The following is a 7,532-nucleotide window of genomic DNA, read 5'->3' on the forward strand; positions in this document are numbered from 1 at the left end:
CCCCCCAAGCGAGGTTCAGTGCGACGGAGGGCCAAGCGTCGTGGTAGTAGCCGTTGACGGCCAGGGTTGCGGCGCCGAGAAGGTTGAATCCTTGGAAGATGCGGCCACCATTGATCCAGCCGAATGAGAACAACACATATCCTGCTAGCACCGCAAGAGCCCCGAGCCACCCGCTCGCTTCCGCAAGATTGCCCACCGCGAATCTCCTCCTCTCCGTTGGTGCGGGTATCACTCGGCGGAGTCATGAACCGATGAGGAATCGGGCGGTTCTTGGACCCAGACCAGATATCCGGTGGCTCTGTCGTACAGCCTGCGAGTGTCGTTTCCTTCTCCTGCGATCCACAACACCGAATCGTCTGGCGCCGCCTGATCGACCTTCCCGGTCACGATATTGCGGCCGTCGAGCCAAACCTCGACCGTTTGCCCGACTAGGTGATTCCAATCGTCCCGCAACCGCTTGGGCCTTAGCGTCCCGAGCCCGGGAGCGGCGCACAGAGGGTTCCCAACTGCTGGAACTTCCTCGGCGCCGTCTGGACTGATCCTGTCCGGGCACTCATTAAGCGTCCTCATCCGAGCTTCTTGATCTCCATTGGGTATCCGTGACTCGGTCATCAAAGGGTCCTTCTGCTTCTGAGACGGGGTGACTGATTGAGCCTTCCTCGCCACCGGTGCATGGTTGTCAGAGGCCCGAAACGGCTGAGTCAGGAGGTGTACAAATCCCATGGCTTGCCGACGACGAATCCTTCTCGGAAGGGGTCGGTGGGGTCGAGGACGAGTTGGTTGAAGGATGTGATCCAAGCCCGGCCTGCGATGCTTGGAATCACTGCGCCGTACTTCCCGACGGTGGTCGTTTCCTCGATGCGGGCGTCGAACTGGCTGCCGATGATGGACTTGTGTCGGAAGAGCTGCCCGTCCTTGAGGTCGCCACGGGCGTGGAGGAGCGCTAACCGGGCGGATGTCCCTGTGCCGCAGGGTGAGCGGTCGAGCCGTCCGGGGGAGACGATCACGGCGTTGAGCGAGCGGACCATCTCCTCGCCATCCGGGCCCTCCTCGCGAAGGAGCGGTCCCGTGAAGGAGGTGTTCGTGATGCCCGGGATGAGCGGGTTCTCGGGATGGGAGACCGGGAGCTGCTCGTGCGCAGCCTTCTTGATCCTCTGCCCGAGCTCGTACAGGGCTGCCTCCTGGCTCACCTCGAGGGAGAGGCCCACGGATGCGGCGTCGACGATGGCGTAGGTCATCCCGCCGTAGGCGACGTCGACGGCGATCATCCCCAGGCCCGGGACGTCGATCTTCGCGTCCTGGTAATAGACGAAGGCCGGCTGGTTGACGAGCTTGACCCGCTCGACCTTGCCGTTGGAACAGGCCGCCTCGATCCGGATGAGCCCGGCGGGGGACTCGAGGGTGAGCCGGGTGACGGGCTCGGTCATGGGGAGCATGCCGGTCTCGAGCAGGACCGTGGCCACGCACATGGTGTTGGAGCCCGACATGGCCGGGTACTCGGCCGATTCGAGGATGATGTACCCGAAGTGCGCATCGGGGCGGTTCGAGGGGAGCAGGACGTTCGCGTTGTGCCAGACGGCCCCTCGCGGCTCGCACAGGAGGAGCTTGCGCAGCTGGTCCAGGTGCTCGCTGAAGTACTGGCGCTTGTCGAACATGGTCTCCCCGGGAACGGGGCCGACGCCGCCGACGACGACCTTGCCGGACTCGCCCTCCGCGTGGGCATCGACGACGCTGAGCATGCGAGAGAATCTCACGTTCTTCCCTTCCCGTCTGACGCAGCCCGGAAGCTGAACATGCTGTGGTGGTTCGGGCCAGGCCTGTTGCCGCGGGAGCACAACGGGGTACCCGGGCGGAGGACGTGCAGGGAGGAGGCGCTCTGCTCGTGCGCGACGAGCCGACACCTGTGCGCATCTGGCTGGGGGCGGTACGGGACCAGCACGTTCGGGGGAAGCGGCGTACCGGTCCTGTTGTTCATCATTCCGAGGCGGATGGAGATCCAGCGGTGAGCGGGGTGGAAGTGTCGGCCACCCACACCACGGGCCTGCCCGCCCGGGTCGGCATTATCGAGCCCTCGGTGATGCGTCTTCCGCCCTCGGCGCTCCCATCGGGCAGCCACCACCCCGTGGTCGGGCAATGGTCGCCTGTTCTGTATGTGTCCGTGGGGACCAGGCGGGCGGCTTGGCGAGCCTTGAGTCGGATCCGATTCATCACGGGGAATCCCTTTCTTGGTTGAGGATGGATGCAAATTGCTGCCGCAGACGGGGCGGATCAGAATCTGGCGATCGCTTGGACATCTGCTAGCCGGGTGGCGCGCAGGAGGTCGGCTGCGCGCATGAGGAAGTTGAGCTTTTCGATGCGTTCACCCGAGCGGGGTGCGCCGTTCTTCTGGAAGGGGACCTGGAGTCCGAGGGAGAGGTCCATCACGATGTCGTCGACGACGCCGCCGGATCGCCCCGAGGGGACTGCGAGGAGGCCGTGCGCCGCGGCCTTGTCGTAGGTTGCCAGCGCCTCGGTGATGGTGCCGACCTGATTGGGCTTGAGGATGAAGCCGTCGACGGCACGCTCGCGGATGGCCCGCTCGAGGAAGGCGGGGTTGGTGACGATGAGGTCGTCGCCTAGGATGATGGTGCGCTTGAGCTCGCGGACGGCTGCGGAGAACCCTGCCCAGTCGTTCTCGTCGAGCAAGTCCTCGATGAAGACGAAGTCGAATTCTTCGGTCAGATTCTTGGTGAACTCGATGAGCTCGCTGGAGCTGACGCGCTTGCCTGCGAGCTCATAGGTCTTCGTCTCGCTGTCGTAGGTCTCACTGGAAGCGCAGTCCAGGGCGTAGGCGACCTTCTCGCGGTAGCCGCAGGCATCGACCGCCTCGGCGAGGATTTCCATGACTGCTCGCGGGTCCGCCGAGGGCGCGGCATATCCGTAAGAGCGGGCGACGGCGGCCGGGCCGCCTGTTCGTTTCTCAATGACGTGGCTGAGACGGTCGAACACTTCGACGCCGATCTCGACGGCTTCCCCGATGGTCTCGGCCTTGTAGGGCATGATGAGGAATTCGTTGAATGCCTGGTAGACGGTTCCATTCTTCCCGCCGTTGACGACGTTGAAGCTGGGGACCGGCACGGTGGTCAGTTCTCGGCGTGCAATATGCTCGTAGACGGGGCGGCCGGTTGCCGCGGCCGCTGCGCGGAGGCAGGCGACCGAGACCGAGTAGATGGCGTTTCCGCCGAGCTTGGACTTGTTGGGTGTGCCGTCGAGGTCGATCATCGCCCTGTCGAGGGCTGACTGGTCGGAGATGTCCATGCCCTGGAGGGCGGGTGCAATGACGCTGTTGACGTTGTCGACGGCCTTCCTGACGCCCAGGCCCCGGTATTCGCCGGGGTCGTTGTCCCGGAGGACGAATGATTCGTACATGCCCACGGACTGTCCAGTGGGGGCGGCCCCGCGCCCGCGGTGGCTCCCGGCCGTGGTGACTTCGACCTCGACCATGGGCCGGGCCTTGCAGTCGAGGATCTGCCGTGCGTGCACAGAGGCGATGGTTGTCACGGTGTTCTGCCTTCGGTTCGGGTGCTGCTGGGGGGTGTGGGTGTGCCCTGTGAGCCTGCGGGAATGTAGAGGATGTTGAAGTCGCAGAGGTTGGTGCCGGTGTTCCCGGTGATCACTGCGTCGTCGAGTTCCGAGAGGGCTTCGAACGTGGCGTGTCCGCGAAGTGCCGCGCGCAGGTCGATGCTGCGTTCCTTCGCCCGCAGGGCAGACGTGGAGTCGGTGATACCGCCTGCGGCCGCTGAGGTGCCGTCTGTCCCTTCAGAGTCGATGGAGAACATGCAGGCGCCGGGGACGGCCTGTGCTGCGAGTGCGAAGCCGGCGGTCAGTTCCTGGGAGGGCCCCCCGCGTCCGGTGATGGTGGAGCTGTCGGTGATCTGGGTGGTGGTCTCCCCAGAGCTGAGGACGATGCACGGGGCCGTGAACGGGTTCCCGTGTGCCTGCACCTCCCGTGCAAGGGATGCCATGAAGGTTCCGGCGTCCTTGCTCTCGCCTTCGAGGAAAGAACTGAGGATGTAGGCGGGGATGCCGCGCTCCTCGGCGGTTTCCTTGGCGATCCGGCACAGGTCTGGGACAGTGTTGAGCAGGAAGTAGGTGTTCTCGGGGAACTCCTTGGGCGTTTCCGCCTCCGGGCCCGCCGCTGCGAGGTAGGCTGTGATGCTTGCCGGGAGCCGGTCGGCGAGGTCGAAGTCGGCGATGGTCTGGCGGGCGTCGTCGAGGGTCGTGCGGTCCGGCCCGATCGGGGTGCTCGCGTAGTTTCCGGAGGGGACCCGGATGTCGGCGGAAGGGGGATTGCCGACGGCGTCCGAGATTCCGATTCCGATCAGCTCGGCCCCCGTGGCCCGGATGCGCTTGGCGAGCATGCCGCCGTTGGTCTGGGAGATGTGGCGGCGTACCGCATTGATCTGGTAAATCCCCGCACCGGACTTCAGGAGGACGTCGGTGGCCTCCGCTTCCTCCTCAACGGAGATTCCCGCCACGGGGCAGTTCATCAGGGCCGAGCTGCCGCCGCTGATGACGGCGATGAACAGGTCGTCGGGGGCTGCCGAGTCGACCATCTCCAGGATCTTCTGTGTGGCCAGGTGGCCTGCCTCGTTGGGAAGGGGGTGGCCGCCGACGTGGACCTCCGTCCTGTGGAAGAAGTCCGTCTCCTCGGAGACCTTCACAATGGCGATCCCTCGGGTGAGGCGGTCTCCGAGTGTGTGGTCGATGGCCATTGCCATCTGGTTGCAGGCTTTTCCGGCCCCGATGAGGTAGACGTTGCGCTTGGTCGTGAGGTCCCAGGCGCGGGTGCCGATTCGCAGCAGGTCCCCATCGAGCGAGGCCATGGAACGGATGATCCTGTACGAGTCGAGCCGCTCGAGGGTCGCTTCGGCGACATCGAGCACCAGTTCGCGGGATGAGAGATGGCCCTGGGAGAGCAGTTGGACGCGGTTCTTGATCTTGGGAAGGCCCGAGGGGTGGTCTACGGCCGGGGTGCCGGGCGCTGTGGCGAGGCGGGCATCAGCGGGCATGGGGTTCCTCCCAGAGGGTGAGCGATTGGCCGATGCCCTGATCGAGGGCGCGTTGGTAGAGGTCGTAGCCCCAGGCGATGTCGAAGACCGCCATCCCGCAAGCGACGAATACGGTACGCCCGCTCGGCCTGTAGCGGTTCTGCTCGGGCGTGAGCAGCACGCGTCCGAGGTCGACTGAGTCCTCGAGGGGGGCGATCCGTCCCTCGTCGATCAACCGGTAGATCGGGCCTCCGATGACGCCGTCGTAGTAGGCCTGCTTGTCGCCGGAGGTGATCGCCTCCTCGACGTAGGCCTCGTGGAGTTTGAGGTTGTCGTAGATGATCGAGCTCTCGGTCCAGAATTCCTCGTCCGCTGTGACCGGTCCGCTGAGCAGGATGGTCACGTCGGCCCTGAACCAGGAGGCCCGGAGGACCAATGGGCTCGTGCGGGAGGCGGCGATAGTGACCAGGTCGGCGTCACGGACGCAGTCCTGGGCGGTCTCGGCAGCCACGGCGGTGATCCCGAATCGCTCCTGGGCCTCGTGTGCGGCCTTCTGCGCCTTGGCGAGGGTGCGGTCGTGGAACACGATCCGCTGGAGCTGGGGGTGCTGGCTCACGATGGCCGTGACGGCCGCTTCGTTGATGACCCCGCAGCCGATGGCGGCGAGCACTTCGGGCTTGCGGGCGATGAGGTGGCGACTGGCCACGGCTGGAACGGCGCCGGTGCGGGCCGCGCTGATCAGGTTCGCGGACATCAGGGTGAGCGGTTCCCCGGTGTCCTTGTCGTTCAGCATCAGTGTCAGCACCGAACGGGGGAGGCCGCGGAGCGTGTTGGCCTGGTTGGATCCGTACCACTTGTTGCCGCAGACGTCGAAGCGCCCGCCCAGATAGGCCGGCATTGCGACGAACCGCCTGTCGGGACCTGCCAGCGGCATGTTGGGGAACGGCGAGGCCGCGGGGAAGACGATGCCGATGCCGTGGCTGTTGTGGTTCGGGCCGCCCATGAGGTAGTCGCCGGCGGCGAGAAGGCCGAAGACCTCCTCGCAGACATCGACGCAGCGGGAGGCATCCAGCACCCCGGCGGCGATACAGTCCGCCTCGGACAGGTAGCGGAACTCGGTGCGTGCACCCATGGGCTCTCCTCGGCTGAAGGACGATCGGGAGTGGACAAGCGGCGTCGGCTGGGCCGGCGGTTCCTGCCTCCCGTGATGAATCCATGCTGGGGGCTGACAAGCTTTCGGTCTATCAATAAAATTGCAACGGAAATGTTCGTTGATATCGAAAGGTTGCTGGCCATGCTCAGCATTCACCGATTGCGGCTGCTGGTGGAGCTGAACAGGAGGGGAACGGTCACCGAGGTCGCCCGCGCGTTGAGCTACAGGCCCTCCACCATCTCCCAGCAGTTGGCCCAGCTGGAACGGGAGGCCGGCTCCCGGCTCATCGAGCCGACGGGCCGGCGTGTCCGGCTGACTGCGGCCGGGGAGATGCTCGTTCGGCACGCCGAGGTGATCCTGGTCCAGATCGACAGAGCGGAGGCCGATCTCGCACGGGCTCGGGCGGAGATCGGCGGCGAGGTGAGGGTGGCGACATTCCAGACGGCTGCCATTGCCCTCGTCCCCTCACTGCTGGAGAACCTGCAACGGTCCCACCCTGACGTGACGGTGTACCTCAGCGAGATCCAGCCCGACGCTGGCAACTCCGCCCTGCTCGCACGCGACTTCGACCTGGTGTTAGGCGAGGTGTACCCGGGCCCTCCCTCGAAGCCGTCCTCGGGCATCGAGCAGCAGCACCTGTTCTCGGACCCAATGCGCTGCTATGCGCCTTCCCGATGGCTGGGCGACAGCACCCTCGTCCAAGACCTTGCCCGCTACCCCTGGGTCATGGAGCCGCGCGGAAAGCCGGCCCGGGCGTGGGCCGAGGCGCTCTGCCGGGCAGCAGGATTCGAGCCCAACGTGCGATTCGAATCAGCCGATCTGTTGGTGCACGTCATGCTCGCAGAGACGGGGCACGCCGTGGCGCTCCTCCCGGATCTAGTCTGGACGGCGCGGACGCCTCGGGCCACCCTTCTCCCGCTCCCGGATTCACCGGCGAGGGAGGTATACACGGCGGTGCGCCTCGGGTCGGAGACGAAGCCGATCCTTGTCGAGCTACGGCGGGCTCTAGCTGAGGTGGCGGGAGCGCTGTTGGCCCATCTGCCCGAGGGCTGAGGGCGGCGTGGTGTCGCAGGGGGAGTGCACGGCAGGCCTGGCGGCTCGAGGGGCTTGGGGAGATTGGCTATTGACACCCCGATGTGACCCGGCTTACTTTGTCATACAACCAACCAATCTGATTGTGAAGCAGGTCGGTCCGACAGAGAAGTCGGCCGCAGCGAAACCTGCAACCCGCTCCCGTAGTCGTTCGACATACCCCGGCCTCCCCCTCTCAGGCACCGGGCAACAGGAGGAACACCGCAAATGAGCAAGCCCAGCAGAATTGCCTTCGCCGTCATCGGGGTGTTGGTGCT

General features: G+C 65.6%; 5 protein-coding genes. 1 reads left to right on the top strand and 4 read right to left on the bottom strand.

The genetic code is table 11. The features are described 5' to 3' along the window. Positions 1-701: 701 nt before the first annotated feature. The 4 genes from LK10_RS01560 to LK10_RS01580 form a co-directional block, all read right to left on the bottom strand. Positions 702-1,754: a proline racemase family protein gene (locus LK10_RS01560; RefSeq protein ID WP_043119612.1), complete on the bottom strand. Its 1,053-nt coding sequence runs from the start codon at positions 1,752-1,754 to the stop codon at positions 702-704. 514 nt (positions 1,755-2,268) lie between these two features. Next, positions 2,269-3,540, bottom strand: a complete 1,272-nt coding sequence (gene eno / locus LK10_RS01570) for a phosphopyruvate hydratase (protein WP_043119614.1) — start codon at positions 3,538-3,540, stop codon at positions 2,269-2,271. After that, the gene (locus LK10_RS01575; protein ID WP_081998201.1) at positions 3,537-5,051 is read right to left on the bottom strand and encodes a glycerate kinase type-2 family protein; all 1,515 of its coding nucleotides are present in this window, start codon (positions 5,049-5,051) and stop codon (positions 3,537-3,539) included. Before LK10_RS01575 ends, eno begins: the two co-directional genes overlap by 4 nt. Beyond that, the gene (locus LK10_RS01580; protein WP_043119616.1) at positions 5,041-6,162 is read right to left on the bottom strand and encodes a tyramine oxidase subunit B; all 1,122 of its coding nucleotides are present in this window, start codon (positions 6,160-6,162) and stop codon (positions 5,041-5,043) included. Before LK10_RS01580 ends, LK10_RS01575 begins: the two co-directional genes overlap by 11 nt. Positions 6,163-6,324: 162 nt before the next feature. On the opposite strand from LK10_RS01580, the gene LK10_RS01585 reads away from it, so the two are divergent. Then, entirely contained in the window at positions 6,325-7,236 is a 912-nt protein-coding gene (locus tag LK10_RS01585) for a LysR family transcriptional regulator (protein WP_043119621.1), read from the top strand. Positions 7,237-7,532: the final 296 nt, after the last annotated feature.

It is taken from the genome of Sinomonas humi (assembly GCF_000802235.1).
GTDB lineage: Bacteria > Actinomycetota > Actinomycetes > Actinomycetales > Micrococcaceae > Sinomonas > Sinomonas humi.